10 protein-coding genes are annotated in these 18,655 nt (G+C 63.0%); 2 read left to right on the top strand and 8 right to left on the bottom strand.

Annotated elements, in window-relative coordinates:
- Positions 1-151: 151 nt before the first annotated feature.
- From glgB to M1E04_RS12370, 3 genes are read right to left on the bottom strand one after another with little or no spacing between them, the layout of a single operon-like run.
- Positions 152-2,401, bottom strand: coding sequence for a 1,4-alpha-glucan branching protein GlgB (gene glgB / locus M1E04_RS12380; protein WP_456293096.1), 2,250 nt, complete (start codon positions 2,399-2,401; stop codon positions 152-154).
- A gap of 2 nt (positions 2,402-2,403) precedes the next feature.
- Positions 2,404-5,724 carry a maltose alpha-D-glucosyltransferase gene (treS, locus tag M1E04_RS12375; RefSeq protein ID WP_192131744.1) on the bottom strand — a complete coding sequence of 1,107 codons (3,321 nt, stop codon included), beginning with the start codon at positions 5,722-5,724 and terminating at the stop codon, positions 2,404-2,406.
- Between the two features lie 16 nt (positions 5,725-5,740).
- On the bottom strand, positions 5,741-7,777 hold the full coding sequence (locus M1E04_RS12370) for an alpha-1,4-glucan--maltose-1-phosphate maltosyltransferase (protein ID WP_192131746.1): 2,037 nt from the start codon (positions 7,775-7,777) through the stop codon (positions 5,741-5,743).
- Between the two features lie 360 nt (positions 7,778-8,137).
- Between M1E04_RS12370 and M1E04_RS12365 the strand changes: the two genes are divergently transcribed.
- Positions 8,138-8,314: a hypothetical protein gene (locus tag M1E04_RS12365; protein WP_167355807.1), complete on the top strand. Its 177-nt coding sequence runs from the start codon at positions 8,138-8,140 to the stop codon at positions 8,312-8,314.
- Between the two features lie 273 nt (positions 8,315-8,587).
- Here M1E04_RS12365 and M1E04_RS12360 read toward each other — a convergent pair whose 3' ends face one another.
- Positions 8,588-9,133: an MgtC/SapB family protein gene (locus tag M1E04_RS12360; RefSeq protein ID WP_065990617.1), complete on the bottom strand. Its 546-nt coding sequence runs from the start codon at positions 9,131-9,133 to the stop codon at positions 8,588-8,590.
- A 228-nt stretch (positions 9,134-9,361) separates the two neighbouring features.
- Between M1E04_RS12360 and mapR the strand changes: the two genes are divergently transcribed.
- The gene (mapR, locus tag M1E04_RS12355) at positions 9,362-10,798 is read left to right on the top strand and encodes a GntR family transcriptional regulator MpaR (protein WP_192131748.1); all 1,437 of its coding nucleotides are present in this window, start codon (positions 9,362-9,364) and stop codon (positions 10,796-10,798) included.
- Positions 10,799-10,964: 166 nt separating this feature from the next.
- Here mapR and M1E04_RS12350 read toward each other — a convergent pair whose 3' ends face one another.
- The 4 genes from M1E04_RS12350 to M1E04_RS12335 form a co-directional block, all read right to left on the bottom strand.
- Positions 10,965-11,711, bottom strand: a complete 747-nt coding sequence (locus M1E04_RS12350; protein WP_410930144.1) for an SDR family oxidoreductase — start codon at positions 11,709-11,711, stop codon at positions 10,965-10,967.
- Between the two features lie 48 nt (positions 11,712-11,759).
- Positions 11,760-13,850: a putative bifunctional diguanylate cyclase/phosphodiesterase gene (locus tag M1E04_RS12345; protein WP_456293095.1), complete on the bottom strand. Its 2,091-nt coding sequence runs from the start codon at positions 13,848-13,850 to the stop codon at positions 11,760-11,762.
- Between the two features lie 126 nt (positions 13,851-13,976).
- Positions 13,977-15,455 carry an efflux transporter outer membrane subunit gene (locus M1E04_RS12340; RefSeq protein ID WP_296306357.1) on the bottom strand — a complete coding sequence of 493 codons (1,479 nt, stop codon included), beginning with the start codon at positions 15,453-15,455 and terminating at the stop codon, positions 13,977-13,979.
- Positions 15,456-15,463: 8 nt separating this feature from the next.
- Positions 15,464-18,571: an efflux RND transporter permease subunit gene (locus tag M1E04_RS12335; protein WP_065990611.1), complete on the bottom strand. Its 3,108-nt coding sequence runs from the start codon at positions 18,569-18,571 to the stop codon at positions 15,464-15,466.
- Positions 18,572-18,655: the final 84 nt, after the last annotated feature.

The raw sequence follows: 18,655 nt of genomic DNA, 5'->3' as shown, positions 1-18,655 counted from the left end.
GAGCGGGTCCGCTGGCGAATGCTTCATCAGGCGACGATGTCGACTGATGGAAAGCTATTCGCGAGCAAGCTCGCTCCCACAGGTTTTCCGCTGAGAGACTACTCGGCGAGTGCACCGCGGCTACGCGCGCACAACGCCAGAGCAGGAGGTATCAGACCTCGTGGTGCAGCTGCTCCACGGTCGGCTTGAGGATCACCACACCCAACGGCGGCAGGTTCAGGGACAGCGAGAACGCCTGGCCATGACTCTTGATCTCGTCGGTGCGCACGCCGCCGCCGTTGCCGAAGTTGGAACCGGCATAGATCCCCGCGTCGCTGTTGAACAGCTCGGCCCACTTGCCGCTGAACGGAACACCGACGCGATAGGCCTCACGCGGCACAGGCGTCAGGTTGGCGACCACCAGCAACGGCTCGCCCTCCTTGCTCCAGCGCAGGTAGGCATAGACGCTGTTGCCGGCATCGTCACCGATGACCCACTGGAAACCCTGGGGCTGGCAGTCTTGCTCGTACAGTGCCTTTTCGGTCCGATACAAACGGTTGAGGTCGCTGACCAGCGTGTGCACACCCTTGTGCTCGGCGTACTGCAGGAAATGCCAGTCCAGCTCGGTGTCGTGGTTCCACTCGCGCCACTGGCCGAACTCGCAGCCCATGAACAGCAGCTTCTTGCCCGGGTGGGTCCACATGAACGACAGGTACGCGCGCAGGTTGGCGAATTTCTGCCAGCGGTCGCCGGGCATCTTGTCGATCAGCGAATGCTTGCCGTGGACCACTTCGTCGTGGGAAATCGGGAGCACGAAACGCTCGGACCAGGCATAGACCAGACCGAAGCTCAGACGATCATGGTAATGCTGGCGATTGATCGGGTCCTGCTCGACGTACTTGAGCGTGTCGTGCATCCAGCCCATGTTCCACTTGTAGGAGAAACCCAGCCCGCCCTGTTGGGTCGGCTGGGAAACGCCAGGCCACGAGGTGGATTCCTCGGCGATGACCAGCGCCCCTGGCGCTTCGATCGCGACCACGTCATTGAGGTGACGCAAGAAGTCGATGGCTTCCAGGTTCTCGCGGCCGCCGTAACGGTTCGGCACCCACTCCCCGGCGTTGCGGGAATAGTCGCGATACAGCATCGACGCCACCGCATCCACGCGCAACGCATCGACGTGGAAGTTCTTCAGCCAGTGCAGCCCGGACGCGATCATGAAACCGTGGACTTCGGTGCGACCCAGGTTGTAGATCAGCGTGTTCCAGTCCTGATGGAAGCCTTCATGGGGGTTGGCGTATTCGTACAGCGCAGTGCCGTCGAATTGGGCCAGACCGTGTGCATCGGTCGGGAAGTGCGCAGGCACCCAGTCAAGAATCACGCCGATGTCGTTGCGGTGGCACGCGTCAACGAATGCGGCGAAATCCTCCGGTTTGCCGTAACGCGCACTTGGGGCGAATTGCGACAACACCTGATAGCCCCACGACCCGCCGAAGGGGTGTTCCATGATCGGCATCAGTTCGATGTGGGTGAAGCCCGTTTCCTTGATGTAAGGAATCAGATGCTCGGCCAGCTCGCGCCAGTTGTAAGGGCGATCGGGCTCATCATCGCCACCGTGGTGCCACTTCCACGACCCTGCGTGCAGCTCGTAGATCGACAGTGGCTGGTGGATGTCATGCTTCTCGCCCCGCGACTGCATCCAGTCGCTGTCCTGCCATTCGAAGGCGAGCGGCGCAGCGACTTTCGACGCCGTGGCCGGCGGCAGCTGGGTCGCCAGGGCCATCGGGTCGGCTTTCAGCGGCAAGACGCCGTGCTGGCCGAGGATCTCGTACTTATAGGCCTCGCCCGGGCCAATGCGCGGAATGAAGATTTCCCACACCCCGGTCGGGTGACGCAGGCGCATCGGATGACGACGGCCATCCCAGCTATTGAAGTCACCCACCACCGAGACGCGGCGGGCGTTCGGTGCCCACACCGAGAAACGCACACCGTCCAAGCCGTCGACGTTCTTCACCTGTGCGCCCAGCGCGCTGCTCAGGTCACGGTGGTTACCCTCGGCGAACAGGTACAAATCCATCTCGCCCAGCTGCTCGCCGAAGCTATACGGGTCTTCGGTGATTTGCTCACCGGTTGCCCAGGAAATTTTGAGCAGATAGGGTTCACGCACCGCAAAGTGCCCGGCAAAGAAGCCCGGCTTGTCGGTCATGCTCAGTTCGCCAAGGTCACGTTCGCCATCGCGAGCGAGCACGCGCACCGCCAGCGCATTGGGCAGATAGGCGCGGATCACCTGGCCTTCAGCGCCATCGCTGTGGGGGCCCAGCATCGAAAACGGGTCGCGGTGCTCCGCACGGATCAACGCGTCCATGTCAACGGCGCTTGGCAATGCTGCGTGGTTGCCATTACCGAATTGGTCAGAGGCACTCATTTTCATTCTCCATCAGACAGGTCTAGAAGCCCGCGCAAGCCTTGAAGCGGAACCGACAACCAAGTCGGCCGATTCTCGGCCTCGTAGGCCACTTCATAAGCGGCTTTTTCCAGGGTGAACAGCGCCAGCGCGGCCGCCTCACCTTTGGCATCTTTCCAGTCGTGACCCACCTCGACGGTGGCCTTGCGGTAGCCCTCCAGGAAGGCTTCCCGCGCCTGCAGCAAATACGTCTCGGCCACTTGCTGGCGGGCGGTGTCGGCCTGCACCGAGGTGTCGGCACTCTGCGCGTTGCGCATGGCCATCGCCGCAGCGTAGTCGAACGAACGCAGCACGCCGCTGACATCTTTGAACGGGCTGTATTTGGCCCGACGCTCCTGCAGGGGGCGCGCCGGCTCGCCTTCGAAGTCGATCAGGTAAGCATCGCCCTTCACCACCAGCATCTGGCCGAGGTGCAGGTCGCCATGGACACGCATTCTCAACCCGCCGACCGACTGCTTCGCCAGGGTTTTGACCTGAGCCAGCAGCGCTTTGCGCTTGCCCAGCAGTTCGGTGATGAGCTGCTGATCCTGGGCTTCCAGAGAGTCACGGTGCTGTTCAAGCAGCTGCAAGGCACGCTCGATCTGCGCCGAAACGCTCTTCGCCGAGGCCTCGCTGTCCTTGACGCTGGTCACTTCGGTCTTGAAGTCGGGGTTGTCCGTCGGCGCACCGAGGATCACGTGCATCTCGCCCAGACGCTGACCCAGCAAGCCGGCGAAGTCTTTCAGCTCGATCAGCGCGTTGGCTTGCTGCTCCAGCGCCGATTGCCCATGGGCCATGTGATCACGCACCGCGCGTTCGAGGTTGTTCTGCGTCCATTCCCACGCATCGCCCTGATTGCTCAGGTAACCTTGGGCGATCATCAGCAGGTTCTTCTCGCCCTGCCCGTCCACGCGCACCACCGCACCCAACAGCGGCGAGATGTGCGGGTAACCGGCTTCGGTGAGGTACGCGCCCATTTCCAGCTCAGGGTGAGTACCGGCCGCGACACGGCGAATCATTTTCAGCACCAGCTTCTTGCCGACCACCACCGAGCTGTTGGACTGCTCGGCCGAGAGGTAACGCACTTCTGCGTCTTCATTCAGGCCCAGCGGTGCCAGTTGCGAGGTGCTCTGGAATTGCAGCTCGCCATCCGGCGTCGCCAGCACGGTGTTTTCCTGCATGCCGCGGATGACGCTGCGAATGAACGGCTCAAGGGTGAAGGCATCGGTAATCAAACCGACCTGACGGCCGCGACGTACGCGGGACAGGGCCAGCTGTTGCGGCAAGGCGCTGCTGATGTCGTCTTCCGGCAACAGGCCGAACGGCAACTGGTAGCGCACCGTTTCGCCGCCGGAAGTGACTTCGATTTCGCTCAGCAACACCGGACGCACCGTGGTGCCGAAGCGCACGGCGTAGGCGATGTGGATGTTGTCGATGGCCGTACCTTTGCCAGCGAACCAGCGGCGTTTCGGCAGATAGACCGACAGTGACTGCTGCTCCATGGTCTGGCGCAGGGGTTCTTCGAGCAGTTCTTCCAGGCGCTGCTTGAGCACCAGGGTCGGGAAGTCCGGCATGCTCTGGGCCGGTTCAACGTGCCAACTGGGCATTTGATTCTCCGCGGCCAGCAAGAACCAGTAGAAGCCATAGGGAGGCAACGTCAGCAGGTAATTGAGCTGGCCAATAGGTGGAAAGGCGCTGCCGCCAAGCATCTCGACCGGAACGGTCCCGGCGTACGGGGCCAGTTCCAGCTCGGCGGCCTGGGAGGCGGCCGAAACGTTGGCGACACACAGGATGATTTCAGTCTTGCCGTCCGGGCCGGTGTACTCGCGGGTGTAGGCCAAGATGCGGCGGTTGCTCGGCGAGAGCATCTTCAGGGTGCCGCGGCCGAAGGCTTTCTGCTGACGACGCACGGCAAGCATGCGGCGGGTCCAGTTAAGCAACGAGTGCGGGTCATGGTCCTGCGCCTCGACGTTGACCGACTGATAACCGTACAGCGGGTCCATGATCGGCGGCAGCACCAGGCTCGCCGGGTTGGCGCGGGAAAAGCCGCCGTTGCGGTCGATCGACCACTGCATCGGCGTGCGCACACCGTCGCGGTCGCCGAGGTAAATGTTGTCGCCCATGCCGATTTCGTCGCCGTAATACAGGGTCGGCGTGCCGGGCATGGACAGCAGCATGCTGTTGAGCAGTTCAACGCGGCGGCGGTCACGTTCCAGCAACGGCGCCAGGCGACGACGGATGCCCAGGTTGATCCGCGCGCGACGGTCCGAAGCGTAGTAATTCCACAGGTAATCACGCTCGCGGTCGGTGACCATCTCCAGCGTCAGTTCATCGTGGTTACGCAGGAAGATCGCCCACTGGCAGTTTTCCGGGATTTCCGGGGTCTGGCGCAGGATGTCGGTAATCGGAAAACGGTCTTCCTGGGCCACCGCCATGTACATGCGCGGCATCAGCGGAAAGTGAAACGCCATGTGGCATTCGTCGCCGTCCTTGCCCTTGCGATCTCCGAAATACAGCTGGGTGTCTTCAGGCCACTGGTTTGCTTCGGCCAGCAGCATGCGATCGGGGTAGTTGGCATCGATTTCAGCGCGAATCTGCTTGAGGACCTGGTGGGTCTCCGGCAGGTTCTCGTTGTTGGTGCCGTCGCGCTCGATCAGATACGGAATTGCGTCCAGGCGCAGGCCGTCGATGCCCATGTCCAGCCAGTAGCGCATGACCTCGATGACCGCCTTCATCACCTGCGGATTGTCGAAGTTCAAGTCCGGCTGGTGGGAATAGAAACGGTGCCAGAAGTACTGCTCGGCGACCGGGTCCCAGGTCCAGTTGGACTTCTCGGTATCGAGAAAGATGATCCGGGTGCCGTCGTATTTCTGCGGGTCATCGGACCAGACGTAGAAATCCCGGGCCTTGGAGCCTTTCTTGGCATGCCGCGCGCGCTGGAACCACGCGTGCTGGTCCGAGGTGTGGTTGATGACCAGTTCGGTGATCACCCGCAGGCCGCGGTTGTGCGCCTCGGCGATGAATTTCTTGGCATCGGCCATGGTGCCGTAGTCGCTGTGCACACCCCGGTATTCGGAGATGTCATAGCCATCGTCGCGGCGGGGCGACGGGTAGAACGGCAGCAGCCAGATGGTGTTGACGCCCAGCTCGGCAATGTAATCGAGCTTGGCAATCAGCCCCGGGAAGTCACCGATGCCATCGTCGTTGGAATCGAAAAACGACTTAACGTGGACCTGGTAAATCACCGCATCCTTGTACCAGAGCGGGTCTTCGATAAAGGCAGCGTTGCGGGGTTTCTTTGCCATGACCACATCCTTTGAATTATTGGTTTGTGGCTTTGATGCGCCAGATGCCGAACGGCTGGTAAGACGGGTCCAGACGCATGAACTGGGTCTTGCCGTACCAGGTCCAGGAATGCCCGGTCATCAAATCTTCCCCCAACGTCGCGGCGTCATCCGACAGGCCCATTTCCCACAGCGGCAGTTCGAAATGCGCTTCCTGCGCGTTGCGCGGGTCAAGGTTCACGGCCACCAGAATGAAGTTGCTGCCATCCGCCGTGCGCTTGCCGAAGTACAGGATGTTGTCGTTGTACGCGGTGTAGATCTTCAGGCCCAAGTGCGTCTGCAGCGCCGGGTTCTGGCGACGGATGCGGTTGAGCTGGGCGATCTCGGCAATGATGTTGCCAGGCGCGGTGAAGTCCCGGGGACGGATCTCGTACTTCTCGGAATCCAGGTATTCCTCTTTGCCCGGTACCGGCGCCGATTCACACAGTTCGAAGCCCGAGTACATGCCCCACAGGCCCGAACCCATGGTCGCCAGCGCCGCGCGGATCAGGAAACCGGGGCGCCCTGAATCGTGCAGGAACGGCGGATTGATGTCCGGCGTGTTGACGAAGAAGTTCGGCCGGTAGCATTCACGCCACGGCGACTCGTTGAGCTGGGTGAAATACTCGCTCAGTTCGGCCTTGTTATTGCGCCAGGTGAAATAGGTGTAGCTCTGGGAATAACCGACCTTGCCCAGGCGCGCCATCATCGCCGGCTTGGTGAAGGCTTCGGCGAGGAACATGACTTCCGGGTGCTGGCTGCGCACGTCGGCAATCATCCACTGCCAGAACGGCAGCGGTTTGGTGTGCGGGTTGTCGACGCGGAAGATCTTCACGCCCTCTTTGACCCAGCCGAGGATCACGTCACGCAACTCGGTCCACAGGCCTGGAATGGCGTCCGGCGCATAGAAATCGACGTTGACGATGTCCTGGTATTTCTTCGGCGGGTTTTCCGCATAGCGGATGGTGCCGTCCGGACGCCAGGAGAACCAGCCCGGGTGCTCCTTGAGCCACAGGTGATCCTGGGAGCACTGGATGGCGAAATCGAGGGCGATTTCAAGGCCATGCTCAGCTGCGGCGGCGACCAGCTCGCGGAAGTCTTCACGGGTGCCCAGTTGCGGGTGAATGGCGTCATGCCCGCCTTCAGCGCTGCCGATGGCGTAAGGGCTGCCCACATCATCCGGGCCTGCGGTGAGGGAGTTGTTCGGGCCTTTGCGGTGCGCGCGGCCGATCGGGTGGATCGGCGGGAAGTACAGCACGTCGAAGCCCATGTCGCGGATCATCGGCAGGCGCGTGTGAACGTCCTTGAAGGTGCCATGGCGCTTTTTGTCATCGGTGATCGAACGCGGAAACAGCTCGTACCAGCTGGCGAACTGGGCCAGCTCACGCTCGACGTCCAGCGGGAATTCCAGGCTCCGACTGAGGAACGCGTGGTTGTCCGCCTTGGCCATGACGGCGGCAGTTTCGCTGTTCAGCAGCAGTGCGACCTTGGCCTCGTTTTCGGTGGCCTCGCCCAGGCGCTTGATCAGGCTGTCGAGCTGACCGCGCAATTCCAGGGTGCTGCGCTCGGCGGCGTGCACCAGGTGCAGGCGCCCTTCTTCCAGCTCCAGGTCGATCGTCACGCCGGCGGCGTACTTCTTTTCCAGCTCGTAGCGGTAGCTGCCGAACTGATCGATCCAGGCTTCGAGGCGGTAGATATAGCGGGTGAAGGTCGGCGGGGTGAATTCGCCAATCCAGCTGTCGTTGCCCAGCTCGCGCATGGGCACGGACTGCCATTGTTCATCGTCAGCGGCCCGGTAGACGATACGTACGGCCATCTTGTCGTGGCCGTCCGCGTAGATTTTGCTGGTGACCGTGACCGGCTGACCGACAACGGCCTTGGCAGCCAGCTGACCGTTATCGATCACCGGTTGGGTGTCCTCGATCACGATCCGCGGAAGCTGCAAGGCTTGGGTCAGGGGGATAGGGTGGATAGAGTGGAGAACATCGTTGGCCAGGGAATCCGGGCCGTACGGCTGATCAGCAGTATCATTCATCGAGCATCACTCCTCACGCCCAGGGACGCCCGCTGTGGGGCGCCCATTGCTTCAGCGTCTTTGTCCATAACATAAGAGAGAGCCACGGGATCAACGCATCCGGACGTGGCAGCATAGGTTCCGAACGCCAGCCTCGGGCAAAAGTTCAAAGAGCTTGCGTGACGGTTGATCAACTCAGCGCACGGCACGCGGACTGGTTTTGCTCAGCACCGGGAAGGCAGCAGCGCAACGGTTGCAGTGAATCATTGGCAACGGGGAGCGGTCGTAACCTGGGAGTGCTGCGGCGTTGATGAACAGCCGCTCGACACGCTTGCCTCGATAACCTCACGCATGCCTCGATAACCAAAGGAAGGTAACACCATGAGCATTCCCGTTCCCGCAGAAACGCCCGATCCGAACATCGATGACCCCGAGCTGCCGGTGCCCAAGCCGGAAGAGCCGCCTTCCCCGCTTATGCCCCCGGTGATCGAACCGCCGGCCGGTGACCCGCCGAGCAGCGAGCCGCCGGCGATTCTGGATGAGAAGTTCCCTGAGTGATTGAATGCCCTCTCCGGAGAAGCCGGTCCCTGCTGACGCAACACGTTTTGTGGGACCGGCTTTAGCCGGGAAGCTTTTAGCGGGCCAGCTGCGATTTTGAGGGTGCGCCGACTGGCCTCTTCCCGGCTGAAGCCGGTCCTACTGCGCGTGTTTTCCGTAGGACCGGCTGCGCATGTTTTCCGTAGCACCGACTGCGCATGTTTTCCGTAGGACCGGCTTCAGCCGGGAACGCGTCAGCAGCCCCACCACCGATGTTGCCGAATGACCCCAGGCTCACGGCTCCTGCGCTTCCCCACCTGTGCTGCGAGCCGGGTCCCTGGCGCGCTCTTCCGGCGATTCAAAGCGCCTCACAATTCGCGGCATCAGACTGAAAATGCCCAACGCAAGCACAGTACTCAGCACCGCCGTCATCTCCCTGCCCATTCCCGCCGCGATACCGATCGCCGCCGTCATCCACAGACCGGCTGCCGTAGTCAGGCCCTTCACTTGCGTCGCGTTGAGCGCATCGCCCTTGAGGATGGTCCCGGCGCCGAGAAAGCCGATCCCCGCCACAATGCCCTGCACCACCCGGCTGAGTGCAGCGTCGTCGGCACCGGCCATACGCGGCACCAGCACAAACAGCGCAGCGCCCATGCACACCAGCATGTGAGTTCGAACCCCGGCCGCCTTGCCTTTGTGTTCCCGCTCGAAGCCCAGAATCCCGCCCAGCAGCGCCGCAATCACCAGGCGTATGGTCACGCGGGTGATCTGCCCGGCATCGGTGATGTCAGAGAACTCGGCCTGCAGTGTTTCCACCACTTCTTCCCACCAGGCATTCATCAGTGCATTCCCCTCATTCAGCGTCAGTGCCGTATGGACCGCAGCAGGGGCCGAGAGTGCGGGAGGAGCCCGACGACCCTCACCCCTGATCCGGTTCTCGGGTGCATATCTGCATCTGTACTAATTCGCAGACGACGCGCATATTCCGCCTGCACCGGGTCACCCGCCCTTCCCGCCGGCCACCCACTGGCGGCTGCGTCCCAGACGCCCCTCAGCACGAGCCCCGCCATGAAGCGTTATGAAAAGTTTGCCGATGACATTGCCGAGCTGATCCGCACCGGGGTGCTTGCTGCGGGGCAGCGTGTGCCGTCGGTGCGCTACGCCAGCCAAACCCACGGCATCAGTCCGTCGACGGTGTTCCAGGCCTACTACTTGCTGGAACGTCGAGGCCTGATCCGGGCGCGGCCGCGCTCCGGCTACTTCGTCAACGACAGCATTCGCCTGCAAGGCCTGAGTGACAACGCCATCGAGCAGGATGCGCGCCCCGCGCCACAGCTGAGCGAATCCACCGAAGTCGACGTCAGCGAACTGGTGTTCTCGGTGCTGGAATCGATCAAGGACCCGAACACCGTGCCATTCGGCTCCGCCTTCCCCAGCGCCGCGCTGTTCCCGTTGCAGCGCCTGGCCCGCTCCCTCGCCAGTGCCACCCGCGACATGGACCCGCGCATGGTCGTCAGCGACCTCTCGCCCGGCAATCCAGCCCTGCGCCGGCAGATCGCCCTGCGTTACATGGTCGCCGGGCAGATGCTGCCCATGGACGAGCTGCTGATCACCAACGGCGCCCTTGAAGCCCTGAACCTATGCCTGCAAGCGGTGACCGAGCCCGGTGATCTGGTGGCCATCGAGGCACCGGCGTTCTACGCCTGCCTGCAGGTGCTCGAACGGCTGAAGCTCAAGGCGGTGGAAATCCCGGTGCACCCGCAACAGGGTATTGACCTGGCGGTGCTTGAGCAGGCGCTCGAGCGTTACCCAATCAAGGCCTGCTGGAGCATGACCAGCTTCCAGAACCCCACCGGCGCGACGGTGCCTGAGGCGCGCAAACGGGAGCTGGTGCAGCTGCTGCGCAAGCATGAGGTGCCGCTGATCGAGGATGACGTGTACGCCGAGCTGTATTACGGCCAGCACGCGCCGAAACCGGCGAAGGCGTTCGACACCGAAGGCCTGGTCTTGCATTGCGGCTCGTTCGCCAAGAGCCTGGCGCCCGGGTATCGGGTGGGCTGGGTCGCTGCCGGGCGTTATGCGCAGAAGGTCGAGCGGCTGAAGATCATGACCTCGCTGTGCGCCTCGATGCCGGCCCAGGCGGCCATTGCTGATTACCTGCAACACGGCGGCTACGACCGGCACCTGCGCAAGTTGCGCCACAGCCTGGAAGATCAGCAGCGTGCCATGCTCGGCGCCATCGCCCGGTATTTCCCCGCGCAGACCCGCGTCAGCCAGCCCACCGGCGGGTACTTCCTGTGGGTGGAGCTGCCGGAACAGATCGATTCGCTGAAAGTGTTCCAGGCCGCCCTCGCTCAGGGCATCAGCATCGCCCCCGGCCCGATGTTTTCGCCAACGCGGCGCTTCCAGCCCTTCATCCGCCTGAACTACGGCAGCCCGTGGGGTGAAGCGCCCGAGCAGGCGATGGAGACACTGGGGAAGATCATTCGCTCGATGATGGGTTAAAAAGTGCCGGGCGAAGGGGCAGCGCTGCAAATCTTAAGTGCCAGGACTGGCCCCTTCCCGGCTAAAGCCGGTCCTACAAGGGACCCCGTGCAGTCAGCGGAATTGACTGTGAACGCGGATGTAGGACCGGCTTCAGCCGGGAAGACGGCGGCACATTCAGCGGTGACTACCGACCGCCGCCCAGGTCAATGAACGACCCCGTCGAATAGGACGCCTTGTCCGACAGCAGCCACAGAATCGCTTCCGCCACTTCATCGGCCAGTCCGCCACGGCCCATGGGGATGGTCGGTTCCAGCTTGCTGACGCGGTGAGGGTCGCCGCTCAGGGCGTGGAATTCGGTGAAGATGTAACCGGGGCGCACGGCGTTGACCCGCACCCCCTCGCCCGCCACTTCCTTGGCCAGCCCGACGGTGAAGGTGTCCAGGGCGCCCTTGGACGCCGCGTAGTCGACGTATTCACCGGGTGATCCGAGCCGTGCCGCCACGGACGAGACATTGACGATGCTGCCGCCGCGCCCGCCATGACGGGGCAACATGCGCAGCAGCGCGTGCTTGCTGCAGAGCATGGGCCCGACTACGTTGCTCATCATGATCTTCAGCAGACGAAACTCGGACATCGTGTCCAGCCGCGAAGCCTCGCCCACCGTGCCGGCGTTGTTGACCAGCGCAGTGATTCGGCCCATGTCGGCATCGATCCGGGCAAAAAGACGAATGATCTCATCCTCGTTGCTGACGTCCGCCTGTACCGCAATGGCATGCCCGCCCGCCTCGCGAATCTGCCCGCACAACCGCTCGGCCGAAGCGTGATCGGACAGATAGTTGATGCACACGCGATATCCCTGCGCTGCGGCCAGCACCGCCGTGGCGGCCCCGATACCCCGGGAGCCGCCGGTGATGAGGAGATTTTTATCCATAAACGTTCCCAGTCGATCAATGCGTGGAGGTGGGGTGGGTGTTAACACTCACTCGGTGATTTCGCGGACACGACGCCGGGCAGCTTCAATGTCAGCCATGAAACCCTCGGCCGGCAATGGAGAACCCAGCAGGTTGCCCTGCAACGCGTCGCAGCCCAGCCGCGTCAGGAAACTCTGTTGGCTGGCGGTCTCGACCCCTTCGGCAACGATGCGCAGGTTCAGCGCCTGACCCAGCGCAACGATCGCCGACACGATGGCCGCATCGTCGCTGTCGGGCTCCAGGTCGCGCACGAAACCGCGGTCGATTTTCAATTCGTTGGCCGGCAGGCGTTTGAGGTACATCAGGCTGGAGTAGCCGGTGCCGAAGTCGTCGATGGACAGGTCCACGTCCATGTCAGAGAGCTTGCGCAGCACGGTCATGCTCGCGTCGGCATCGCTCATGGCGGTGGTTTCGGTGATTTCCAGGGTCAGGCAGTTGGGCGGCAGCCCGTGGGTCGTCAATGCATCCGCGACGGCTTCGATCAGCCCGACATGGCTGAATTGCAATGCCGACAGGTTCACGGCAACGCGCCAGTCAGTGTTGCCGGCGTCGTACCAGCACTTCATCTGCCGGCACGCCTCGCTCATTACCCATTCGCCGACCGGAATGATCAAGCCGGTTTTTTCCGCCAGACCGATGAAGGTATCCGGCATCAGCAGCCCGAGCTGCGGATGGTTCCAGCGCAACAGTGCTTCGGCACCGACCGGCCGGTGGGAGCTTGTGCTGAACTTGGGCTGGTAATGCAGGCAGAATTGCCCGTCACGCAGCGCAAGGCGCAGGTCCTGCTGCAACTGCAGCTTGTTGCGCGCATTGGTGTTCATCGACGCGTCGAAGAAGCTGTAGCCGTTCTTGCCGGCGTTCTTGGCGTGGTACATCGCGGCGTCGGCGTTCATCAGCAATTCCTGCTGGGTTCGGCCGTTCCCCGGGTACAGGCTGATGCCGATGCTCACTGTCACCTGCAGATCGTGTTCCTGCACGCTGAACGGCTGGTTCACCAGCGAGACCTGACGCGACGCCACGCTGACCGCCTCTTCGCCATCGTCGAGTTCGACCAGCAACACGAATTCATCGCCGCCGATGCGCGCCAGGGTGTCATGGCGATGGAAGTTCTCGCGCAATCGGAAGGCCACGGCCCGCAAGAGCTGGTCGCCGACGTGATGGCCGAACGCATCGTTCACCGGTTTGAAGCCATCCAGATCCAGAAACATCAGGGCGAACATGCCGCCCTGGGCATCGACCTTGCGCATGGCCTGATCGATACGATCGGCCAGCAACATGCGGTTGGGGAGCCCGGTCAGGTTGTCGTGCAGGGCCAGTTGCGTGAGCTCGCGGTTGGCCTCTTTCAACGACAGTGACAGTTGGGCGGTACGCGCCGCCATGCGCGCGTCCAGCACCGACGTCAGCAAGGTGATGCCCAGCACCGCCAGACTGGTGACCAGGACCACCTTGTCCAGACCGTCGGTGCGCAGGCCATTGGAAAGCGCGCCGCAGAAACTGCCCTGTGGAAAGTTGGCGGCGGTCATGGCGGTGTAGTGCATGCCCAGGATCGCAAACCCCATGACCACCGCCGCGCCCCCGCGTGCCAGGCGAACGTAAGGGGTTTCCTTGCGCAGCCGCACGGCGATGCTCAGCGCGACGGCGGACGCGGTGACGGCAATGACCAACGACAACCCGAACAAGGTGGGGTCGTAGTCTATGCCCGGCTGCATGCGCATCGCCGCCATGCCGGTGTAATGCATGGCGCAGCTGCCCAGGCCCATGACCAGTGCGCCGAACAGCATATTCGACAACGGGACGCGGTCGTGACTGACCAGCCACAAGGCAAAACCCGAGGAGAAAATGGTCATCAGCAACGAGAGCAGTGTCAGCGGTATGTCGTACGCCAGCTCGATGGGCAGCGTGAACGCAAGCATGCCGATGAAGTGCATCGACCAGATGCCGATGCCCATGGAGAGCGCGCCGCCGCACACCCACAGCATCCTCGCCCGACCGCGGGCCGACGCAATGCGCCCGGCCAGATCAAGGGTCGTGTAAGACGCGAGAATCGCTACGAGGACTGAAATCAGAACCAGCGAATTGGTGTAATGGCCGATCAACATGGCTGGCTCTTGGCTCAACGGAGTGCGGCCTTTCAGCCCTGATCAATTCGGCCGCGATTGTACCGAAATTCCTGTGAAAGTCCCGTCACTCCGTTGCGAAGGTGGCACATCGCTATTTAATTCACATCAGCGGTCGGAGACTTCGGCGCCCGCTTTCAGCCCGGTGGCAGCGTCCCAACCGCCGCCCAATGCCGCGATCAATTGGGCGCTGGCAACCAACCGGCTTTCCAGCACATTCAGCACACTGCGTTCGTTGCTCAGTGCGGTGGTCTGCACGTTGACCACGTCCAGGTAGCCGATCAGCCCTGCCTTGTACTGGTTGTTGGTCAGGCGCAGGGAGTCGCGCGCCGATTGCAGCGCCTCGTCGCGCACCCCGGATTCCTGCTCATAAACGCGCAACTGGGCCATGTAGTCTTCGACTTCCTTGAAGCCGTCGAGCACGGTCTGGCGGTACTGGGCGACGGTCTGGTCGTAGACCGCCTCGGTGCGGTCCACTTCGGCCGCACGCTGGCCACCGTCGAAGAGGGTCATCGCCAATTGCGGGCCGACCGACCAGAAGCGGTTGGGCAGGGAAATCCAGTTGCTGACGGTGCTGCTGCTGTAGCCGCCGCTCATGCTCAGGGTCAGGTCCGGGTAATACGCGGCCTTGGCCACGCCGATATTGGCGTTGGCGGTCATCACCGATCGCTCGGCTGCGGCGATGTCCGGGCGGCGTTCGAGCAATTGCGACGGCAGCTGCGCCGGAATCTGCGGCACCGCCGGAATTGAGGTGGTCGCCGCGAGGCTGAAGTCCGCCGGCGCCTGCCCCATCAGCACGGCAATCGCGTTTTCGAACTGCGCGCGCTGCCATTGCAGGTCGATCAGGTCGGCCTGGGTGCTCTTGAGTTGCGTCTGCGCCTGGGCCGTGGCATCGCGGCCGGAAATCCCGGCGCGGTACTGGTTCTGGGTCATGGTCAGCGAGCGCTGGTAGGCGTCGACGGTCGCTTCGAGCAAACGCTTCTGCTCATCGATCACCCGCAGTTGCAGGTAGTTCTGCACCAGCTGCGATTGCAGGCTCAGGCGCATCGACGCCAGGTCGGCGAGGCTGGCCTGGGCGCTGGCCTTGTCGGCTTCCAGCCCGCGGCGCAACTTGCCCCACACGTCGGCCTCCCAGCTCACGCCCAGTTGCGCGTTGTAGGTGTCGCGAATGCCGCTGCTGGAACTGCTCAGGCTGGAACTGCTGCTGCCGGTGCCCTGGCTCGAGCGGTTCTTGCTGGTGGTCAGGTCCAGCGTCGGGAAAAACGCGCCCCGCGCACTGCGCACCAACGCGGCGGCCTGCCGGTACTGCGCCTCGTACTGCGCCACGGTCTGGTTGGACGTATTGAGTGTTTCCACCAGCGCGTTGAGCTGGGCGTCGCCGTAGATTTCCCACCACGCGCCGCGCGCCATCGCATCGCTCGGGTTGGCCTGGGTCCAGCCTTCGGCCTGCTTGAAGTGCGCCGGGGTCGGCATGTCCGGTGTCTTGTAATCCGGGCCGACGGCGCAGGCACTGAGCAGCAGCGCACACAAGGCAACGCCGAAGGTCCTGTGAAACGGCAACGTCCGCTGTGGGCCAGGCGCTTTCATCGAGTCGTTCATAGCGGAGTGTCTAGGGCAGCATCCGTCTGCACACCGCGCCATTGGTTGAAACGATGGCGCAGACGGTCGAGATAAAGGTAAACCACGGGCGTGGTGTACAGCGTGAGGATCTGGCTGAGGATCAGGCCGCCGATGATGGTCAGGCCCAGTGGGCGACGCATTTCCGCCCCTTCGGCGCTGCTCAGCAGCAACGGCACGGCGCCGAGAATCGCCGCCAGCGTGGTCATCAGGATCGGTCGCAGGCGCTGCAGGCAGGCGTTGCGAATGGATTCCACCGGGGTCATGCCGCCCTGGCGTTCAAGCTGCAAGGCGAGGTCGATCATCAGAATCGCGTTCTTTTTCACCACGCCGATCAGCAGGAACAGCCCCAACAGCGAGATCAGGCTGAATTGCCCGCCGGTGAGGTAGATGCTCAACAGCGCGCCGACCCCCGCCGAGGGCAGCGTCGACAGTATGGTCAGTGGGTGGATGTAGCTTTCGTAGAGAATGCCCAGCACCAGGTACACCGCCACCAGCGCGCCAAGGATCATCCACGGCTGGCTCTTCTGGGTGGCGGCGAAAGCGTCGGAGGTCCCGGCCATCTTGGCGATCACGTCCTCGGGCAGGCCCACCGCCGCGACGGCGCGTTCAATGGCGGCGTTGGCCTGGTCGAGGGTGACGCCGTCGGACAGGTCAAAGGAGATGTTTTCCGAGGCGAACTGACCGTCGTGGCTGACCCGGTCGTCTTCCAGGCTGCGCTCGTAACGGGCAATGGTCGACAGCGGTACCCGCGCGCCGTCGGCAGTGATCACCTGGACCTGCTCCAGGGTGGTTGGGTCGAGGGCGTATTTCGGGTTGACCTCCATGACCACCTGATACTGGTTCAGGGGGTCATAGATGGTCGACACCTGACGCTGGCTGTAGGCGTTGTTCAACACGGTGGTGACCATGTTCATGTCGATGCCCAGGCGCTTGGCCGCATCGCGGTCGACGATCAGCGTCACCTGCTGGGTGCCGCCGCCATCGTTAGCGTCGATGGCAGTCAGCTCCTTGAGCGACTTCAGTGCCGCGACGACCTTCGGATACCACAGGCGCAGGGTTTCCAAGTCGCCACTTTGCAGGATGTACTGGTATTGCGAGGTGGTCTGCTCGCGGCCGCCGCCCAGTTGCAGGTCCTGATCCGGCTGGAGGAACAGGCGCCCGCCCGGCACCAGCGGCATTTCCTTGCGCAGCCGCTCGACCACTTCCATGGCGCCGATGTTGCGTTCCTTGATCGGCTTCAGGCGCACGATGATGAACGCGTTGCCGGTGCCGCCGTTGCCGCCAATGAAGCCCGCGACGCTCTCCACGGCCGGGTCCTTGAGGATCGCCGAGCGAAACGTGTCCATCTTCGGCTGCATCACGGAAAACGACAGGCCGTCATCCCCCCGTACAAACCCCATCAATTGGCCGGTGTCCTGCTGCGGCAGGAAGGTCTTGGGCACCACGACGTACAGGGCGATGTTGCCGACGATGGTCAGCAGCAGCGTCAGCAGGGTCAGGCGCCGATGGCGGAGCACCCAGCGCAGGCTGCGGTCATAACCGGCAACCATGCGGTCGTTGACGCGCTGACTCCAGCGCTGCAGGCGGTTTTCCGAGCCCGGCACATGGGGCTTGAGCCAGCGGGCGCACAGCATCGGCGTCAGGGTCAGCGAAACCACCAGGGAAACGACGATGGACACCGACAAGGTGATGGAGAACTCGCGGAACAGGCTCTCCACCAGCCCGCCCATGAACAGGATCGAGATGAACACCGCCACCAGCGACACGTTCATCGACAGCAGCGTGAAGCCGACTTCCTTGGCGCCGAGATAAGCCGCCTCCATGGGGGGTACGCCGTCGTCGATGTGCCGGGAAATGTTCTCCAGCACCACGATGGCATCGTCGACCACCAGGCCGGTGGCGAGAATCAGCGCCATCAGCGACAGGTTGTTCAGCGAGAACCCGTACAGGTACATGATCGCGAAGGTGCCCACCAGCGACACCGGCACGGCCAGGGTCGGAATCAGCGAGGCACGGAAATTCCCGAGAAACAGGAACACCACCAGAATCACCAGCACCACGGCGATCAGCAGGGTCATTTCGGCTTCGTGCAGGGTGGCCTTGATCACCGGCGAGCGGTCCATGGCCAGGTCGAGCTTGACGCTGGCGGGCAGCACGGCCTGCAACGCTGGCAACTGCGCCTTGATCGCCGCCACGGTTTCGATGATGTTGGCGCCGGCCTGGCGGTTGATCACCAGCAGCACGGCGGCCTTGTCATTGAAGAAGCCGCTGTTGTAGCGGTCTTCCACCGAATCCTTGACCTTGGCCACATCTTTGAGCCGCAACGCCGCGCCATTGGCGTAATGGATGATCAGCGATTCGTAATCCTTGGCCTTCTCCAGCTGGTCATTGGCCTGCACCTGCCAGTTGTGCTCGCTGTTCTCCACCGAGCCTTTCGGGCGGCGCACATTGGAATTGGAAATGGTCGTGCGCACTTCGTCCAGCGACACGCCGTACTGGGACAGCAGCTTGGGCTCCAGCTCCACGCGCACGGCGGGCAGCGAGCTGCCGCCGATCTGCACTTCGCCGACGCCGTTCACCTGGGACAGGCTCTGGGAAAGGATCGTCGACGCCATGTCGTACAGCTCGCCCTTCTCCAGCACGTCGGAGGTAAGCGACAGCACCATGATCGGCGCCTGGGACGGGTTGACCTTCTTGTAGGTCGGCATGCTGCGCATCCCGCTGGGCAGCAGGCTGCGCGACGCATTGATGGCCGCCTGGACTTCCCGGGCAGCACCGTTGATGTCGCGGTCCATGTCGAACTGCAGAATGATCCGCGTCGAGCCCTGACTCGATCGGCTGCTCATGGTATTGACCCCGGCGATCACCCCGAGGGAGCGCTCCAGCGGCGTCGCCACGCTCGACGCCATGATTTCCGGGCTGGCGCCGGGCAACGAAGCGCTGACCACGATCACCGGAAAATCCATGTTCGGCAGCGGCGACACCGGCAGCAGACCGAAGCTCATCCCGCCCAGCAGCATGATTGCCAGGCTCAAGAGCATGGTCGCTACGGGGCGTTTGATGAAGGGCCCGGACAGATTCATGGGCGGGAGCTCCAAGCGGCAAGCTTCAAGCTGCAAGGGAAGGCAAAAGCCCCGGCCTGCGCATGGCTGCTTCTAGCTTGCAGC

This window comes from Pseudomonas sp. AK106 (assembly GCF_053903055.1).
This window is presented reverse-complemented; position numbering and strand designations above follow the sequence as displayed.

Excerpts from the sequence above, each read along its gene's own strand:
- M1E04_RS12340 (WP_296306357.1), bottom strand. The coding sequence starts at position 15,455 with ATGAAAGCGCCTGGCCCACAGCGGACGTTGCCGTTTCACAGGACCTTC.
- M1E04_RS12360 (WP_065990617.1), bottom strand. The coding sequence starts at position 9,133 with ATGAATGCCTGGTGGGAAGAAGTGGTGGAAACACTGCAGGCCGAGTTC.
- mapR (WP_192131748.1), top strand. The coding sequence starts at position 9,362 with ATGAAGCGTTATGAAAAGTTTGCCGATGACATTGCCGAGCTGATCCGC.
- M1E04_RS12350 (WP_410930144.1), bottom strand. The coding sequence starts at position 11,711 with ATGGATAAAAATCTCCTCATCACCGGCGGCTCCCGGGGTATCGGGGCC.
- M1E04_RS12345 (WP_456293095.1), bottom strand. The coding sequence starts at position 13,850 with ATGTTGATCGGCCATTACACCAATTCGCTGGTTCTGATTTCAGTCCTC.
- M1E04_RS12365 (WP_167355807.1), top strand. The coding sequence starts at position 8,138 with ATGAGCATTCCCGTTCCCGCAGAAACGCCCGATCCGAACATCGATGAC.
- M1E04_RS12370 (WP_192131746.1), bottom strand. The coding sequence starts at position 7,777 with ATGAATGATACTGCTGATCAGCCGTACGGCCCGGATTCCCTGGCCAAC.
- treS (WP_192131744.1), bottom strand. The coding sequence starts at position 5,724 with ATGGCAAAGAAACCCCGCAACGCTGCCTTTATCGAAGACCCGCTCTGG.
- glgB (WP_456293096.1), bottom strand. The coding sequence starts at position 2,401 with ATGAGTGCCTCTGACCAATTCGGTAATGGCAACCACGCAGCATTGCCA.
- M1E04_RS12335 (WP_065990611.1), bottom strand. The coding sequence starts at position 18,571 with ATGAATCTGTCCGGGCCCTTCATCAAACGCCCCGTAGCGACCATGCTC.